The 17,118-nt window shown below is 46.6% G+C and carries 17 protein-coding genes; 12 read left to right on the forward strand and 5 right to left on the reverse strand.

The genetic code is table 11. From position 1 onward, the window contains the following. Positions 1–18: 18 nt before the first annotated feature. On the reverse strand, positions 19–1,224 hold the full coding sequence (locus KNO90_RS00290; RefSeq protein WP_215112735.1) for a cation:proton antiporter: 1,206 nt from the start codon (positions 1,222–1,224) through the stop codon (positions 19–21). A 118-nt stretch (positions 1,225–1,342) separates the two neighbouring features. Here KNO90_RS00290 and KNO90_RS00295 point away from each other — a divergent pair, with 118 nt between their 5' ends. From KNO90_RS00295 to KNO90_RS00315, 5 genes are all read left to right on the forward strand, one after another. Next, on the forward strand, positions 1,343–1,711 hold the full coding sequence (locus KNO90_RS00295) for a PH domain-containing protein (protein ID WP_215112736.1): 369 nt from the start codon (positions 1,343–1,345) through the stop codon (positions 1,709–1,711). Between the two features lie 101 nt (positions 1,712–1,812). Beyond that, positions 1,813–2,493 carry a hypothetical protein gene (locus KNO90_RS00300; protein ID WP_215112737.1) on the forward strand — a complete coding sequence of 227 codons (681 nt, stop codon included), beginning with the start codon at positions 1,813–1,815 and terminating at the stop codon, positions 2,491–2,493. A gap of 6 nt (positions 2,494–2,499) precedes the next feature. Then, complete coding sequence (locus KNO90_RS00305) at positions 2,500–3,168, forward strand: hypothetical protein (RefSeq protein ID WP_214740595.1); 669 nt, start codon at positions 2,500–2,502, stop codon at positions 3,166–3,168. 102 nt (positions 3,169–3,270) lie between these two features. Next, entirely contained in the window at positions 3,271–3,729 is a 459-nt protein-coding gene (locus KNO90_RS00310; protein ID WP_353048480.1) for a GNAT family N-acetyltransferase, read from the forward strand. Positions 3,730–3,738: 9 nt separating this feature from the next. After that, a complete protein-coding gene (locus KNO90_RS00315) occupies positions 3,739–4,719 on the forward strand; it encodes a Gfo/Idh/MocA family protein (protein ID WP_215112739.1) in 981 nt (326 codons plus the stop codon). 145 nt (positions 4,720–4,864) lie between these two features. Here the strand turns inward: KNO90_RS00315 and KNO90_RS00320 are convergent, their stop codons facing one another. Both KNO90_RS00320 and KNO90_RS00325 read right to left on the reverse strand, forming a co-directional pair. Continuing rightward, positions 4,865–8,251, reverse strand: a complete 3,387-nt coding sequence (locus KNO90_RS00320) for a dynamin family protein (protein ID WP_215112740.1) — start codon at positions 8,249–8,251, stop codon at positions 4,865–4,867. A gap of 16 nt (positions 8,252–8,267) precedes the next feature. Next, complete coding sequence (locus tag KNO90_RS00325; protein ID WP_215112741.1) at positions 8,268–8,888, reverse strand: NAD(P)-dependent oxidoreductase; 621 nt, start codon at positions 8,886–8,888, stop codon at positions 8,268–8,270. Between the two features lie 179 nt (positions 8,889–9,067). Here KNO90_RS00325 and KNO90_RS00330 point away from each other — a divergent pair, with 179 nt between their 5' ends. The 3 genes from KNO90_RS00330 (at position 9,068) to KNO90_RS00340 (ending at position 12,294) form a co-directional block, all read left to right on the forward strand. Continuing rightward, positions 9,068–10,159: an FUSC family protein gene (locus KNO90_RS00330; RefSeq protein WP_215112742.1), complete on the forward strand. Its 1,092-nt coding sequence runs from the start codon at positions 9,068–9,070 to the stop codon at positions 10,157–10,159. 111 nt (positions 10,160–10,270) lie between these two features. Further along, complete coding sequence (locus KNO90_RS00335) at positions 10,271–10,798, forward strand: PH domain-containing protein (protein ID WP_215112743.1); 528 nt, start codon at positions 10,271–10,273, stop codon at positions 10,796–10,798. Then, positions 10,795–12,294, forward strand: coding sequence for a PH domain-containing protein (locus KNO90_RS00340; RefSeq protein WP_214740611.1), 1,500 nt, complete (start codon positions 10,795–10,797; stop codon positions 12,292–12,294). Before KNO90_RS00335 ends, KNO90_RS00340 begins: the two co-directional genes overlap by 4 nt. 212 nt (positions 12,295–12,506) lie before the next feature. Here KNO90_RS00340 and KNO90_RS14750 read toward each other — a convergent pair whose 3' ends face one another. Beyond that, positions 12,507–12,629, reverse strand: a complete 123-nt coding sequence (locus tag KNO90_RS14750; protein WP_255349577.1) for a hypothetical protein — start codon at positions 12,627–12,629, stop codon at positions 12,507–12,509. 282 nt (positions 12,630–12,911) lie between these two features. Between KNO90_RS14750 and KNO90_RS00345 the strand changes: the two genes are divergently transcribed. From KNO90_RS00345 to KNO90_RS00360, 4 genes are all read left to right on the forward strand, one after another. Next, a complete protein-coding gene (locus tag KNO90_RS00345; protein ID WP_215112744.1) occupies positions 12,912–14,174 on the forward strand; it encodes an NCS2 family permease in 1,263 nt (420 codons plus the stop codon). Between the two features lie 105 nt (positions 14,175–14,279). Next, on the forward strand, positions 14,280–14,747 hold the full coding sequence (locus tag KNO90_RS00350) for a DinB family protein (protein WP_215112745.1): 468 nt from the start codon (positions 14,280–14,282) through the stop codon (positions 14,745–14,747). A gap of 159 nt (positions 14,748–14,906) precedes the next feature. Next, positions 14,907–15,623: a hypothetical protein gene (locus KNO90_RS00355; RefSeq protein WP_215112746.1), complete on the forward strand. Its 717-nt coding sequence runs from the start codon at positions 14,907–14,909 to the stop codon at positions 15,621–15,623. A gap of 115 nt (positions 15,624–15,738) precedes the next feature. Further along, on the forward strand, positions 15,739–16,290 hold the full coding sequence (locus KNO90_RS00360) for a suppressor of fused domain protein (protein WP_215112747.1): 552 nt from the start codon (positions 15,739–15,741) through the stop codon (positions 16,288–16,290). Positions 16,291–16,324: 34 nt separating this feature from the next. Here the strand turns inward: KNO90_RS00360 and KNO90_RS00365 are convergent, their stop codons facing one another. Continuing rightward, the gene (locus KNO90_RS00365) at positions 16,325–17,035 is read right to left on the reverse strand and encodes a GntR family transcriptional regulator (RefSeq protein WP_215112748.1); all 711 of its coding nucleotides are present in this window, start codon (positions 17,033–17,035) and stop codon (positions 16,325–16,327) included. Positions 17,036–17,118 lie beyond the last annotated feature (83 nt).

Raw genomic sequence — 17,118 nt, forward strand, 5'->3', positions numbered from 1 at the left:
CTCTGTGGAAGGGTTCCGTCACTCGTCATGTTTATTCGTTAAGTAGGTCGTCAGTGGGTAGACACCGATGCTTTGTAAAATCAGAGAGAGTAAAATGACGGCGAATGCGAGAGATATCATTTCGCTCGAGCCGTTAAGGTTCTCTGCCTCTAGCCAGAGGACAAGCGCAATCGACATCGTACCCTTGATGCCGGACCATGTGAGTAAGGAAGTCGCCGTCAAATCACTCTGAAACTCTTTTCGCCAGATCGGAACGGTATAAACAAGACCGCCGACGACGATGAAACGGGTTAGGATGGAAAGGAGGAATAAAAGTACAGCGAATGTCCAGAGCGACACAGACAAATAACTAGTCGCCTCGATTCCGATTAATAAGAATAAAAGGGCAAGTAAGATTGGGATGACGATATCCCAAAAACCGTCAAGATGACGCTGGACAGTTTCACAATCCTCTTTAGTTCCAAGTTCATGAGATAGCATCATGCCTGCCGTCACGGTCGCAAGGACACCCGATACTTCTAGCGCATCGGCAAGATAGAAAGCCCCATAAGCGGTGACGATTGTCAACATGACGAGTTCATGTTTTTTAAAACTGACAATCATCAATTTCTTAAGTAGAAATCCAAAGATAAAACCGATGCCGATTCCTCCGGCAGACACAATCAAAAATTCGGTCAAAAAATTGAAGGTGGAGAAACGCTCTCCCGTTGCGAACATACTGAGAAAGATGGTGAAGATGACAACACTCGTTCCATCGTTCACCATCGATTCACCTTCGACAACATCCGCAATCCGCTTCTCACCTTTACTCCGCTTTAAAATCGCCGTCACGGAAACGGGGTCGGTCGGAATCAAGATGGACGCCAATAAAAAAGAGGCGGTCAGGCTGAGCGGGGTAAACCACTCACTGATCCAAAACGTACCATACCCCATCAAGATGGCGGTCAAGACAAGACCGACCGTGCTCAATATCGCGATGATTCCAAAATTATCTTTTAAGTCGTTATACTTAAATTGATAGGCCGACGTAAACAGTAAAGCCGGTAGGAACACCTCAAAAATCATATCTTTCGTAATGAATACGGAATCAAAGAAAGCAATATAAGATAGTCCGATCCCAATCAAGACCAGGATAACAGGGACAGGGAAATAGTTTCGCTTGGAATCAATCAAATATATGAAATAGCCAATCAGTAACAATGTGATGACCTGTTGCGCGATCATGACGACATCCTCCTCTGCATTCAACATGCTATACAATATGTTCCCATTCAAGGTCTAATCAAACGATAATTGTGGAATATAGGGAGTAGTATGCTCATTTATTTCAGGAGGGATGAATATGGGAAATCCGATTGGAGATTTATCTTGGACGTTTTATTCGGAGTGTGAGGTGCCGAGTGATATCACGGAGTCCTTCATCGACGGGGAGCGGGCAGTCGCTGCCTATAAGACTGTCCGTGACGTCGCTGTCTTCACGAACAAACGACTGATCGTCCGTGACGCGCAAGGGCTAACGGGGAAAAAAATTGAGGTGTACTCGCTTCCGTACGACTCGATCAATATGTATTCGACGGAGAATGCGGGAAGAATGTTTGATTTCAACTCCGAGGTTCAACTGTTCACTCGTGCCGGAACGATCAAAATCAATTTGAATAAGAAAGTGGACGTGCGTAAGTTCGACCGATTGCTATCCGAAGCGATTCTCTGATCGATTGGACCGAGAATTCTCTCGGTCCTTTTATTTGGATTTTTCTGACAATTCATCGTATGTCGTGATACGATAGAACAAAATGAGTGATGGAGGTTACGATGCGATTTACAACCCGATTATTGATGATCATGCTCGGCAGTTTGATGTTGGTAACTGGATTTATCCATCTGGCTCGTCTGTTTTGGGAATGGTTTCATGACCCGACAGAGGGTGGGATCATACTACGTTTTTCTGGAGAGGACGGTGTAAGCGGCGACGCATTTGATGGGAAGTCTCGTATTTGGAAAGATGATGATCTTCAATTTTTAAAAAATGACTTTTTAGACTATACGTTTGGAACGGGTGGGACGGTAACCGAGTCGGGGAGTTCATATTGGTTATGGTTCCTTATTGCAGGGTTGATTGTTCTCTTGATTTTGTCGATTATTATGATGCAGAAAAGAAAACGTGTCGTTTCGACCATTGATTTCTCGAGTGACGGTGTGAAACGGAAAAATAGAACAATGAAAACAAATGTATTTGTAGACCCGACTGAGATCAAATGGACCGATAACGCGATTCGGAATGCGCTCATCCAGTTCAATCTGGACTTGCCGATTGCCTCTAAACACCAATCGAATGAGACGGTGTTGGATTGGTTCAAACGAATCGGTGTGGAAGAGGTGGATCTCTCGCCTTATTGGAAATCAAGATATGTGGATGCAGTGGTGAGTGATGAAGATACACGACGGTTTCAAGAGGCGTTACAGTTCATGCGATTAGAAGACGGAAGGGAATGAGTATGTATGAATCAACGAAGAGAATTAGTTGATTTTGATATTCAAGAGCTAATGGGAGCCGCTAATTTGGTACAATCAGATCATCATTTCTACATCGAATGGAACGAGTTCGTCATATCGCTCAATCATCACAAACACGTTTCAGGTATTCGAATCATCGACGAGAACCACTTGTTCATCTGGGCATTTACGTTAAAAGGGGAACCAATCAATGCATGGGTGCTAGATGCACGTGGGCATATCAAACATTCCTTTCATGCAGGAAACGCGATTGCAGCGGTTGTGATAAATGCAACAGGAATCTGGGTCGGTTACGGGGACGAGGGCATCTTTGGAGAAGGGATTTCGACCGAAGCACTCGTCTGCTTGTCAAAGGAGGGAACCGTACGTTTTCGTTATAATCGAGAAGTCAGAAAGGCCCCAGTTCTTCATGACTGCGACGTGATTTATGCGTCAAAGAAGGGGGTTTGGGTCATCTCTTCAATCGATGGTCGTCTCGTTCATGTCCATGTGAACGGACGGATTGACTCCTATCCGATGCCACGTCATCTCCTTGATTGTTCGTCGTTAACGATTAAAGACGATGTAGCCTATGTCGAGAAAAAGGAAAAGGTATATCGTTGGCCGTTTAAAGAGAGAGAGCGTACCGAAGTTCTTCAGAATGAAACCAATTGATCAGAAAATAATTCGGCTTACTTTATATTTCAAATACCGCAATTAATATTTAATGATATATAGACAGAGGTGAGCTAAATGATTTTACCAATCCTTTCTAGTATGCAAGAAGACATTCGCAATTTTTTTGTTGAACAATGGGGTTCATCTCAAATGGTCGTCTCTTCAGGAACCTATGATTGTGTAAAACTCGAAGGATTTGTCTACATGAAATCGAATCAAATTCACGGTCTTGTTACGTATGTTATTCGGGATGAAGAAGTAGAAATCATATCTCTTGATAGTCTGAAAGAGAATAGTGGGATTGGATCTCGTTTACTCCTTGCTGTCGAACAAATCGCTATACATCACGGAGCAGTCCAATCGGCCGTCATCACAACCAATGATAATTTGAGAGCGCTCGGCTTTTATCAACGTCGTGGCTATCGTCTAGAACGCATCATTCATGATGCGGTGACGCGAGCAAGAGAACAGAAATCGACAATCCCACAAGTCGGTTATGATAAGATTCCTCTATTGGATGAAATCATACTCACCAAAAAACTGATAGAAGAGAAATGAGGAATTCACATGATCCGTTTTGGCATCATTGGTACAAACTTCATCACAGACTGGTTTATCGAGACGATCAATCAGTTGGATTATGTAGAAGTGACGGCACTTTACTCGCGCACGGAATCGCGAGCTAAAGAATACGCAGAAAATCACTCCATTTTACATACGTTCACGTCACTTGAAGAGATGGCTCAGAGTGATGTCATCGATGCCATCTATATTGCGAGCCCGAACTCACTTCACGCCGAACAGAGCATCTTATTCATGCAGCATGGGAAACACGTCCTCTGTGAAAAACCGCTCGCCTCGAACGTCGAGGAAGTCACCCGCATGATTGATGTCGCGAAGGAGAACCAAGTCGTCTTACTTGAGGCACTACGAAACCTGTTCATGCCGAACCTCGAACGGATTCAACAGGCGATCGAGCAAATCGCGCCGGTGCGTAGGGCCGTCTTCAATAAATCACAGTATTCTTCACGATACGACCTCTATAAACAAGGGGAAAATCCAAACACGTTCAATCCTGATTTTTCGAACGGCTCGTTGATGGACCTCGGTGTCTATCTCCTCGGACCTGCCTTAAAACTGTTTGGTCAGCCGAATGAGATCCAGGCGAGCGGGGTTACGTTAGAATCTGGAGTGGACGGGAGCGGGACGGTCATTCTCTCCTATGACGACCTTGATGTGATTGTCATGCACTCAAAGATTCATGCGACATCGACTCCTTCTGAGATCATCGGAGAAAAAGGGCGTATCGTCATCGACGATATCGCGACGTGCGATGAAGTCCATCTAGAGTTACGGGATGGCACGTCAGAAATCATATCAGAGGCGCAGAATGCTCCGATGTCATACGAGATCGAAGCATTTGTCCGAGCAATCGAAGCTAGGAATTCAGAGACAGTTGCGCATTCAGCAACTGACATGATTCGTCTTGCTGATGTGATGACGAACGTTCGAACACAGCTTGGCGTGGTCTATCCAGCAGACAAATAAATACAAACTTAAAACGGTCCTCGATGTCATGTGCGCATCGAGGACCGTTTCCGTTATTCTTTGTTCAAATAGAGATATCTCAGAAACAACCCCAATACAATCGTCATGACGACGGCGGGGATGAGTCCGATCAGTAGTAGCGTACTCATACGGTTTCCTTTCTGATCGACTCGAGTCGATCACGCATGTCATCAAAGGATTGACTATCCGTCAACATGCTGAGCTCTGCATCGGCGAGTTCCGTGACTTGAATCGACCAATCTCGTTCAATCTCGGATTCGGATTTCTTGATTTCTTCGTTGGCCCGCTCAACTTGCTTCGTATGAATCGTTTCAAGACGTGAACGAATCATATCGCGAAGCAGTGAGGTCAACTCATCTTTCAATTGCGTTCGTCCGTCTCCCTCGAAAAATTGACTCGCATTCTTATAGCGCTTCAACACCGACTGATAGGGTGGTGTCTCGAGATGAATCGGTTCGACAGCCTCTCGTAGCCATGCCACGTCGAGTTCTCGGTCGAATTCAAGCGTCGGAAGGAGAGACGCTTGACGTTCTGTCAACCGTTCGACCAATGAAATAAACTCACGTTTAACGTATCGCTCCAACCGATATTGGAACACTTGGAGCTCTTGTTGGATGTCATAGGCATATTTATCGAGTGTACGTGCGAGGGCACGCTCCAAGCTCTTCCTTGACCCGTCGACCTCGACCGGATGGAACGTTTCTTTGACGAAGTCCGAGAGTCGCAGGAGCGATCGCGTCTCGAGGTGGGCGAGGAGTTCTTTCGCTTCACGGTCAAATAAATCGATGAGTGCTGATACACCGAGTGCCGGCGGGTTCTCGAGTAAGGCATTCAATTGCTTTCGACGATGTTCTTTCGCCGACGCGTCTTCTTTCGCTTCGTTCAGAACACGATCAAATGCAGCGAGTAGTGCAGTCGTTTCTTCCTGGATACGCATCGCGTTGGCGAGACGAAGGTCTTTGTCGACATAGCGTTCAAGTGTCGAGACGAATCGATCGAATCCCGCGTCATGCCCTTGCATGGCGTTTCGGCTCGAGATGGGGAGGACGCTTGGTCTACGGACACCGAGCGCGGTCAACTGTTGTGAAACATAGCTTGTGACTGCATCCCGCTCCTCGTCATCTGTCGCAAGATCAGAGGCGTTCACGAGGAAGAACATCTCGTGGTCTCCCGTCCCTTGAACACGTCCGAGCTGAATGACGAGCTCACGGTCCGCTTCCGTGAACGCATGATTATAGTACGTGACGAACAAGACCGCATCCGCGTCACGCATGTAGCCGAACTGCACCTCGCTATGACGGTTGAACTGTGAATCGGCACCTGGCGTATCGACGAAGACGATACCACGTCGCGCCCAAGGGGAGTCGAGATACAGTTCGATTTCTTGCACGATACAGCTTTTCTCTTCTTCTGCGACGAACGCGCAGAACGTGTCATAGTCGACGACTTCCGTTTGTCCAAGATAATCGAGCGGTGCCGCTTTTACGGCGTTGACGAACGGATGGTCGACATCGAGCGAGGTGAGGGAAGTCCCGTAACTTTGTAGCTCGTCCTCAAGTTCATTTCGTGATTTGAAGGTGATCATCGCTGTTCGATTCGTCCGACCATCTGGCGGTACGATTTTCGTGATCGATGCCGTCAATGGGTTCGGTGAGGTCGGTAAAACCGTCTCCCCGAGAAGGGCATTGAGGGTTGAAGATTTTCCAGCCGAAAACGCACCGAAGATGGCGAACGTATATTGCTCATGCTTCGCGCGCTCGATTTTCTTACGTAATGTCGAGACACGGGAGCGGAACAATGGATGATTCTCTAATATTTCACATACCGCATTTTCATAAGAAAAATTAAAATCATACAAGTCATGATCATCTTCTAACATCGACGTCGATGCAACCTCTGATTCAACAACATTCGACTGTTTTTCAGGAAGGTACGTCGCGTCGACATAGTTTCGAACGGCCAACTGATCTAATTGATTCGAATCAAGTTGTAACGTTTCATATTTACCGATTGCATGTAGACGATTTATGAGGCGTAAACGTAATGCTTCATTATCAAGTGCCTCATATAATTCGTCTTCTTCAGTCGAAAATTGTTCCAAGCGCATGTCGACTTCCGCTTTCATATACGTATCCGTCGAATGGACCCACGATTCTGAAACTTTCGTCACCCATGACGCAAGGGCCGTCTCGATGTCACGACTGAACTGAAGCACCGTATCACCACTGAGTGATGCGCCGGATTTCACTTGTTCGGTGATGAGTGAGCTCGGTGCAATCGGGAGGACATCGCCTTTCGGTAGGAGAGTCTCCGGAAGTTTCAAATCTCGGATGATGTCCTCCGCGTACTTCACGAGATGTGGACGTAAGTTCATGTCAATCAGACGGTTGAACTCTTTAACCGCCACTTCTTCACGACGCGCTCGTTCCTGCTTCGTCTTTTCTTTTGAGAATAAGAGACCGACTTTGAAGGACGGTGCACAACTCTCGAGATAAGAGCGTAATAACTCACGGAACTCATAGGTCATGATCGGTGCACTTTCGACAATCGGTGCCTGATGTTTGAAGAATTCGCGACGGAATGATGTCCACCATGCCCGTTTCTTCTCAAGGCGATGTAGACGTGACTGCATTTCCTTCGGACTCTTTTCATAAGTTGGTAACTGATCTAACATCGATTGAATTGACGTTTCGTTGCGGCGGACTAGCGTATGAATCAATGCATCCGCATGCTCGACCTGTTGTTGTTTCGATTCCGTGATGACTTGACGGACATACGACCGCAAGCGTTCGACTTCGTTATGAGGATGCTGTAAATCACGAAGTGAGATGTAGAACGTGTCATTCGGGACGATGTCATGATGTCGGAACGCTTTCGTCAATGAGGCTTTGAAGTCCACAAAGGAAAGCTCATCCTCGTCATGCTTATCAATTTGGTTAATGATGATGGAGTAGGGACGTCCTTCTCGACTAAATTGTTTCATCAGCCCGATGTTTTGTTCCGACTGGACATGGTTGTAGTCCATCATGAAGAACAGGTGATCTGCCAAGAAGAGCGAGCGTTCCGTCGCTTGGCGATGACGTTCATCCGTCGAGTCAATTCCTGGTGTATCCATCAACACGACATGTTCGTCAAACGGGAATCGTTCGATGGTGTACTCGACTTCCTTGATTTCCTCGACTTTACAATAGTCACTAATGTTTGATAGAGAAGAAGGGTCTAATGAAATCCAGTCCGTATCATTGATTGCGACGGATGCCGCTGATTCGCCACCTCGTAATGTGACGATATTCGCACTCGTCGGAATCGGACTTGTCGGAAGAAATCCTTCTTCTAGCCAGTCGTTGAGCAATGTCGACTTCCCAGCTGAGAAGTGACCACAGACGGCAATCCATACTTCTTCATTCGTTACCTTTTGAAGGGCGGTGCGGGCGAGTCGGGCAGCATCCGTCATTTCTTCTTGTTCAAACGTTAAAGCGAGTCGTGCTAATTGTTCTCGTTGTTCGTGCATGTTTCCCATCCCCTAATTATGATTCCGTCGTGATGCCGACACGGTGTCCAACATAGTCATCATTCGTGAAACAATCTAGCACCAACTCAGCGACATCGTCTCTCGAGATTGGACCTGATTGTTTCGTGCCTAATACTTCTTTTGAGACGATGATGTCTCCGTTCGATGGCTCATTGATCAGTTGAGTCGGACAGATGACTGTGAACGCCAATCCGGAATCTCGTAATAACTCATAAGCACGCGCATGATCTTCGGCTGCGGTTGTCATCGAACGCTTCGATTCTTTCGTTTCAAAGCGATAGTTGTCGCTGTCATGTGCCTTCAAGATGCCGGCGGTCCCGACTGTGATGATGCGTGTTACGTTAAATTGTTTCATCGCTTCGATCACGAGTGGTGTGAAGGTTGACAATACGTTTTGTTTGTCCGTCCCTAATGCCGAGATGACGATGTCTGCAGATTGAACCGTTTCAAAGACTGCGTCACGATCGGTCGCGTTTCCTAGAATTACATCGATTCCTTCTTTGGAACCCATTGGCTGTCTCGTTAAGAGTCTGACACGATGCCCCTTTTCAAGTAGACGTTCAAGCACCCGTTCCCCGGTACGGCCACTTCCGCCGAATAAAGCAATTGTTGACAAGTAAACCCCTCCCCATCAATATGAAAGAAATATCCAACGTCATCATAACACGGAAGCGTTCACAAAACCGCCTGAAATGGTTCATTTCCACTTGAAAAGAATGTGATACGTTTTAGAATTGAGGAAGAAGGCAAAAATACATTACATATGACAAGTGTAAGAGAGGAAGGCGCCATTATATGAAATTTGGGGCACGTACGATTAAGACTGGACTATCCGTTGCCATTGTCTTATTGATTGCCGAGGCGTTTCAATTCCAACAAATTGTCGTCCCGGCATTGGCCGCATCGCTCGCGCTGCTTCCGTCTGTCTATCAGACCGGACTACGATTAATTGAAGAGATGAAAGGGAACTTGATTGGAGCATTGCTTTCTGTCGGATCCTTATTACTCACCCCGAATCCGACACCGATTGCCATCGGATTCGTCATCATCATTGCCATCTCCATTCTTCTCTTTTTGAATTTAGAGTCGACGACGAGAACTGTCATCTTGACGACGATTTTAATCATGGAAGGGGCAAGTCAGTCGGATATGCCTATTTGGGTGTTTGCAGGCGAACGTTATCTACTCATCATGATGGGGATCACGGTCGCGTTAATTGTGAATGCGCTCTTGTTCCCACCCCGATATGAACGGAAACTTGAAGAGCAAGTGACCGACGTATTTCAAATGGTCGTTCGAATCGCTCGCCTGTTTGCTGAAACCGAAGGAGGACGTTCATCTTTTGAATCGTTACCGGAGACAAAGAAGTTGCATAACGATTCAAAACAGACCTACGCCTATTTTGAAGAGGAAATCAAAGCGAATCGTTGGCTTGAGAAGAAGACACCGATCTTTCGTCGAGCTGTCTTGAAATCTAAGATGATTGAGACGAACCGCGCCGCGCTACATGTCATCGAGAAGCTCGATCATGATTTCCATACAATTGAACAACTCCCGCCCCAATTGAGCGAAGAGCTGTATCGCCACATTCGTCACTTGTTGCGTCGACATGAGCGTCTGTTTTCAGCCTATGAGCTCGAGAACGAGCACCTCATCGATCGGGAAGAGGATCTCATCCATGAGAACTTTGACTTTGCGAAGTTAATGATTGAGAAGATGAGAGAAGAAGAGGAAGAACTCATCCTCATCGTCGTGCCGCTCGTGGCGACGATGACCGACTGGGTCAAGGCAATGAATGAACTCGAACGCTACCTTGTAACGGAAATGAAGAAACATGGGGACAACCTAAAAGTGGAACCACGTAAGAAGTGGTTTTTTGAAGACTGAGAAACGGGCCGATATTCGGCTCGTTTCTTGTTTAGGTTCAATACGAAACCTTTTTATGACTTCTGCGTATACAATAGAGACAGATACATATGAACGTTAGGGGGATTTACCATGTCAGAAACAACACCGACACCTGAAGAAGGTGTCACACCACAGCGAATCAGCGGCACACTTCCAATCGAGGCACGCGCTGTCTTCCGGTTATCTAGTGCAATTTTTTATATCATTGGACTTCTCGTTACGGGAGCTCTCGTGGCGGCCGCTTACTGGTTCGACTGGCCAACTTGGATACAGATTGGTTTGATCGTGCTACTCGTCATCGATGTCGTCTATAGCCTGATTGATCTCATCTGGTTCCAAAAGTGGAAACAAGAACGATTCACGTATGACGTTCAGCCGCTCGAGATTCGAATTCATCATGGAATCATCACGACACACGATGTGCTCATCCCGATGACAAAGGTCCAATATGTCCATGCGGAGCAAGGACCGATTCTCCGTAAATACGGGTTACAGACCATCACCATCGGGACAGCGGCCGGATCTCATGAAATCTATGCGATTGAAGAGTCGTTCGCCAAGACACTCCGTGAACAGATTGCCATCTATGCACGCATTGAAGAGGAGGATGTCGTATGACCGATTCTGCGTTAACGTGGCATCGACTTCCAAATCGTGTGTTGGCACTACGCATCTTAGAGGTCATTAAGTCATTCGCCATTCCAATCGTGTTGCTCTTTGTACTCAATAACGACTGGGATTCGACGTATGGAATTATTCTACGAGTAGGTATTCTACTCTTCCTATTACTCGATATTGTTCAGAAGTTCTTCGGATGGTTAAACTTCCGATATGCCCTCGATGAAAAGACTGTATATGTCATCGAAGGGAATTGGTTGAAAAAAGAAAAGTCGCTTCCGCTTTATAAGATTCAAAGCGTCCATTCTAACAGCCCGTTCCTTTATCGATTGCTTGGTGTCGTCGAATTGACGTTCGATACGAACGCGAACAGTGACGATGCTTCCTTCAAATTGGCGGGTGTCTTCCCGACAGAAGCCAAACGACTGGAAGAAATCCTCGAACAAGTTCGTCACCGGAAACAAAATGGAGTTGCGGTGGATGGCTCAGAAGAGTCGGATGAGACACCTGCACAGGCAACACCGGTACCAAGTCGCCTGTTGTACGTCTTATCTACGCGCGAAATCGTGTTAGCATCCATCACTTCGCTCTCTGTATTCGCCATCTTCCCAGTAGCTTCCACGATCATTTCCTCGATTGATGACTTCATCAATTTGGATGGGGCGTTTAATCAAGTCGAAGATTATGTCGTCCATGCGTCCATCATCGCCATCGGTCTGCTTGTCCTCGGGGTGTTGCTACTATCGGTCGTGATCGGCATGGTCATCAACTTCTTGAAGTATGGGAACTTCCGACTGGAGCGGAGAGGGGAACGCATTCGTGTCGAGAAGGGATTGTTGAACCGGAGTGCGAAAGAAATCCCATATGAGAAGATTCAAGCGATTCGCATCAAAGAGACGTTCATTCGTCGTTGGTTCCATATCGTCGGGGTCGAGCTCGTCGCAGCAGGGACAATGGATGAATTGAAGGACGAATCGTCAACAATTCTTCCGTTCGTTCGTCGTGACCGAGCGATGCGGGTGCTCCGAGAACACTTCACGCACTTCACATGGTCGGACGAATTACACCGATTACCGAGACGTGCCTTAGGAATCAAACTACTCCGAATCAGCTGGTTCGGCTTCATCATCTCAGGACTCGTACTATATTTCTTCCGAGATTATGCCTGGTGGCTACTGCTCTTATGGGCCATCATCATCGGAGGGCGCGTGCTCAGTTTTGTCACGACAAAATATGTCCGCATGAATCAATTCATCCAGTTACGGACGGGAGCGTTCAACGTCCGCTCATTCTTGACGGACAAACCGCGAATCGAGCAGATTCAAGTGAAGCAATCGCTCTTGCAGCGTCGTTTCGGGTTATGTACGGTGCAATTCTCGACACGGGGAGGGTTCCTTTCAGTTGAGACGATTGATGACATTCCAAAAGAAGATGCGGACGCGATGCTCGTCTGGTTCTCACGATACAGTGAGATGAACGAAAACCGCTCAGGCTGATTGATCCTGAGCGGTAAGATTATTTGTGATTTTCGTGTCAAATAACGTTTCTCTTACTGAAAACGCGGATAAAGTATGGTATGATGCAAGTAGAAAGAGACCGGTGCTGGACACACCGACCTCTGGCTTACAGGCTACCACTTTAAGAGTGGTCCCAGCCGCCACAATGGTTAGTGAATCAGAAAGTGACCCATCTCATTGCGCCGAGGGGGTCATTTTTTTGTGCGTTCAGACGTTGCACGATCGGATGTTCGGTGAATCACCAAGTGAACGATGATCGGAGCGAGGATTGGAATCATGACATAATCCCCAACCCAGGTCCAAAGTTGTTCCATCCGCACCACCGCCTTCCTCCATTGTGGACTTGGCGGCTGACCCCACTATTGCTGCGTTAACCTGCCTCTTCATTATAACAGATTTGTTCGTAAAAAGGCGTTAAAAATAGGAACAAATGTTCTTGTTTTATAAAATGAATCTTTTGATGGAATCAGTCTCAAGAATGGGTCCAAAGATGGAATTGAGTCGAATCGCTCTTGCTTGTTAGATGTCTGACAGGATATAATCAATCTCGTGTGTATACACGGGTGGGTGAGGGTGCCAATAAAGGATTGATTCCTATGGCAAAACAAACAGAATGGAAAACAGAAACATACGGGGGCGTGCTGAACTTTCTGGCGACAGCATACATCCCGGCCGTGCATGCGGCAATCTTGACACAAGCCGGACTCCCGTTCGAGGGGGCGCTCGTCGGAGCGATTTTGACAAGCATCATCGGGACATTGATTGCGGGATTCTTCAATCTGCCGCTTCTCTTGTTACCGGGAATGGGGATTAATGCGCTCTTCACGTACACGCTCGTCCTGCAGATGGGGTTGAGCTGGCAAAGTGCGCTCGCCGTCTCATTTGTCTCAGGTATACTCGTCGTACTATTGACGGTCACCAAAGTGGCGAGGAAATTGGCGAACGCATTTCCACCGATCATTCATGACGGATTGACGGTCGGTCTCGGCCTCTTCCTCATCTTGATCGGGCTCGAGGCAGCTGGGATCGTCTCAGGCGGGGGTGGGGCATTGCTTCACATCGGTGACCTCGGAGAGCGTGACGTCCAAGTCGCATTCTTGTCACTCTTCGTCGCCATCTTACTGTTCTTGAAGATGGGACCGAGCAGCTTCCTTTGGACGATTGGTTTCGGTGTCGGACTCAGTGCCGTGATGGGAACACTCGATTGGACGGGAAGCTTCGCGTTGACACCGTTCTTCGAATCGTTCGGCACGGTATTTGGGAACATCTCGTTCGCGGAATCTGCGTCTCCACTCTTCTTCGTCGCGGTCGGTGTGCTGACGCTCGTCTTGTTGATTGAAAACATCAGCTTGATTCAGAATCAGACACGTGCAATCGGCAAAGAAGAAGATGCGCCGAAAGGTCTCGTCGCACAAGGTCTCTCGACGATGGCCGGGGCCATGTTCGGTTCAAGTCCGACCGTCTCGACGGTAGAAGTGGCTGCCGGGATATCGGTCGGTGCACGAGGCGGGATCGCTTCATTCGTCACGTCTGGATTGTACGTAGTATCGCTCTTATTGCTACCGCTCTTTGCAATCATCCCTGTGACGGCGATCGCACCGGTGTTGATTATCATCGGCATGATGATGTTCCAAAACGTGAAGCATTTGCCTCTCGATAACTGGGAGCATGCCTTCCCGGCGATTCTCGTCATCATCATGATTCCGTTCACGTATTCCATCGTCGATGGGATCGGACTCGGGTTCATCGCGTACACGATGATTGTCTTGTTCAAGAAGGGCTACCGGTCACTCAGTCCGGTCGTCGGTGTCTTGACCGTATTGTTCTTAGTTTTCTTCTCATTACCAGTCTGGTTATAAAGACACACGCGGCATCGTTCATGAAGAACGGTGCCGTTTTTTAATTTAAAAAGAGTCGTTCATGCTATAATCGCAGTAATTTGAATCGAACGGGGAGGGGATTGGATGCAAGTCATTCAAGAATTCGCATCGTACACAGAATGGCTCGATTCGTTAGAAAAGCTGAGTGACTCTGATTGGAATAAACAGATTGACTCGGAGAAGTGGTCCATAAAGCAAATCGTCTTACATATCGCCCATTGGGACAATCATCTGTTAAATGTCATCATCCCATCGGTGAAGAACGGGGAAGGGATGATCTTCCCTGACTTTGACTCGTTCAACGCGCGAGCGACGAAAAGGGCGGAGAAGTTAACGGGTGACGTCGTATTGAAGGAATCACTACAAAGTCGACGAGCACTCATCACCATGCTCGAGTCCTTAAGTGAAGAAGCGCTGACTTATAAAACGACAGCGAATGGTGTCTCACATGATCCGCATCAAGGTGTCCCCTACTCGTTACATATAATCATCGGGGAGTTCATCGAGCATGACCGACACCATATGAAGCAAGTCGAGTCCATCCTGACATGAGACATCGGAAAGTGCGTGGTCTGAAACGAAAGTTAAGTCGTCTTCAGCGTAATTTGCAAGAAAATTATTATGACACTTTACTGAAAATGTATCCCATAGAAAATATTGTTTTGACGTTGCCTTCATTTACGAATTGGATATTCAGGAGACGGAGTAACTATGAAATTGGATGATTCTCAAGAAAAGGGTGATTTGTCTGAATCGGTCGTGCTACCGCGTCACGCTTTGGAAGAAGGTGAAGCTCTTCTCCTGATTCAGCGACATTTGCAGAGTATGGCATTCCCGCTACAAATAAGACGAAAACAGATTCTAAAATCATCGAAAAAGCGACACTTCTTTTTTGAACATCCCAAAGAGGAGAATGTGACAACTAAAGTCATTGATAGTGTCGAGACATTAGAAGCGGAATTAACTTTCTCTTCGAATGAGGTGTTTGTCCTCTATATAGGAGGAGGTTGGGTCGTAAGCTATTACGAAGACGGGTTGACGCTTCAAGGAAACCAAGTGAAACGTGTCGCGACAACTGGTATTGTTCAAATGGAGACATTTTTTGAACATGTGGTTAGAGGCGCGTTTCCCATCAAATTGGCGTTTGGTTTAGGTGGGACGTTTGCTCCATTTGAAAACGTGTTTCGCTTTATATTGCATAACCCAGACTGGAAGGGATTGATTGAAGACGAATTATTGCCTCAGCTTCAGATTCCGAAGGCGAAGAATGTGTGGCAGTCTCTCTCACATCCGACATACGAGCAGACGCTCGAGACGTTCACTATTGAATTTCATCCAAATATACTAGGGAATTTCATACTTGCACATGATGCTAACGATACGTACTATTTCATTGATCATGTGAATGGGGATATCAAGATTTTTTGACTAATCCATTTAGATATGAAGAAGCGTACATCAAAATCGTGTCAATCGATTTAGTCCATCAAACTCAAATCTCGAATCAAACAGTACACCAGTTATGAGAAAGCAGGAATGGAAAATGAACTATTTAGAACATCTAGAAAAGCATTGTGGCACCTTCGTCAGCGGATTTGATATTCCTGACTTATTAGAAGATGCTGTACAAATCATCGAGCTTGAAGAAGAGTCCTCAAAATTAACAAGTATCTCGACATTAGGCCTACATTGGCATGCACTTCAATTCGAAGACGGCTCAACCGTACGTCAGGAATTATTGTTTCGTTTCATACAACAGCATGCCAAAGAAGAGTTTGTTGAATTGATTTGGCAGCTGACCGATCATGCGTTGGGAACGCACCGGGCGTTCGAGTTGGGAGAACTCTATGAATTGCCTGAGGGATTGCTTGAACAATATTCATTTTCTTCGGTCTATGTGACTGCACCTTTTTACTCAGATGAGTCGTTCATCACATATGAGCACGAGGATCAAAGTGTGTTAGTTGTTTGGTTTGTACCGATTCATCCTTCAGAAGAACAGTTTATCGAAGAACACGGAACTGAACGATTTGACGAGCTCTTATATGAGACAGATTACGAGTTACTCGACATGAATCGAAAAAAACTCATCTAACGAACAACCCCTCATGCGCGCATGAGGGGTTTCTTCACATATAGGGTCCGTTCGCCTGAATGACGAACTGGGAATGTGCGTAGTGGTAGGTGATTCGTGAATAGTCGAAAGGCTTCCCGTTCGTCAGATGAAAGATGGTTTCGATGCGAAGTGTCGGGTCATTCTCTTGCAATCCGAGGTGGCCTGCTTCCACTTCCGTCAATCGATCGACCTGTAGATACATGTCAGAAAACCCAATCGTGACGCCGAGCGCCGATTGCACGTAATCGAAAATCGAGTCCGCCACAATCTCGCGATTCAAATAAGGGACGATGGCTTTCACGTAATAGGATTCCTCATGACAGAGCACTTCCCCGTCCACATATCTCACCCGTTCGACCCGGTACACTTCGTCAGACACGTCAATCCCGAGGTTTTCTGCCACCAACGCATCTGGTTTCATAACAGACACGTCGATCACATCAGAGGTCAAGATTCGATCTCCAAGGTTACTTTTGAATCCTTGGGTGGAGAAGAGGCTCGTGTAGCCGGGACGATTATGGCGTCTGACGAAGATGCCGCTTCCCCGCAGTTGAAAGATGACCCCTTTTCGTTCGAGCAGTTCCAACGCTTTCGTAATCGTACTCTTACTTACTGCGTATTGACTCATCATCTGCTCCAGGACAGGTAGCTTATCACCTTGTTTTAACTGTTGTTCGTTAATATATTGTTCGATTTCATTCGCAATTTGTTGGTATTTTAGCATGGTCATTCCTCACTTTTTCGTCACTGATTTCATTATATCATGAGAAAACGAAAAAATGTTCAAGTGTCTCGACCTTGTTTAAT

Origin of the sequence: Exiguobacterium sp. s63 (genome assembly GCF_018617335.1) — a bacterium.
In the GTDB taxonomy this organism is placed as follows: domain Bacteria; phylum Bacillota; class Bacilli; order Exiguobacteriales; family Exiguobacteriaceae; genus Exiguobacterium.